1 protein-coding gene is annotated in these 241 nt (G+C 41.1%); it reads left to right on the top strand.

The genetic code is table 11. From position 1 onward, the window contains the following. A partial coding sequence (locus B0E34_RS23010) for a hypothetical protein (protein ID WP_228423132.1) occupies positions 1 to 241 on the top strand: 241 nt, incomplete at both ends.

Below are 241 nucleotides of genomic sequence, written 5' to 3'. Positions count from 1 at the left end.
TATTTGACGGACGATTACAAACGTCTGAAACCACATGATCTTGTCATTAACCCGGAAATTCAAATTGTAGATCAGGGGTACACGCTCAAGATTAACGATGTCCTAGTGGATCGTTCACAAATTATTATTATAACAGAACAAAGCAACCCTGAAGGCAGCTTGATACCGATTGTTTATCCGGAGGCGGAAAGAATTCATGTTACAGATGAAAAAGGGAACAGTGTTGCTTCCATGGCGGTAG

This window comes from Chryseobacterium mucoviscidosis (genome assembly GCF_002177115.1).
Lineage (GTDB): Bacteria > Bacteroidota > Bacteroidia > Flavobacteriales > Weeksellaceae > Chryseobacterium > Chryseobacterium mucoviscidosis.
Note: the sequence above shows the minus strand (reverse complement) of the source record. Positions and strands in the feature narration are given on the sequence as shown.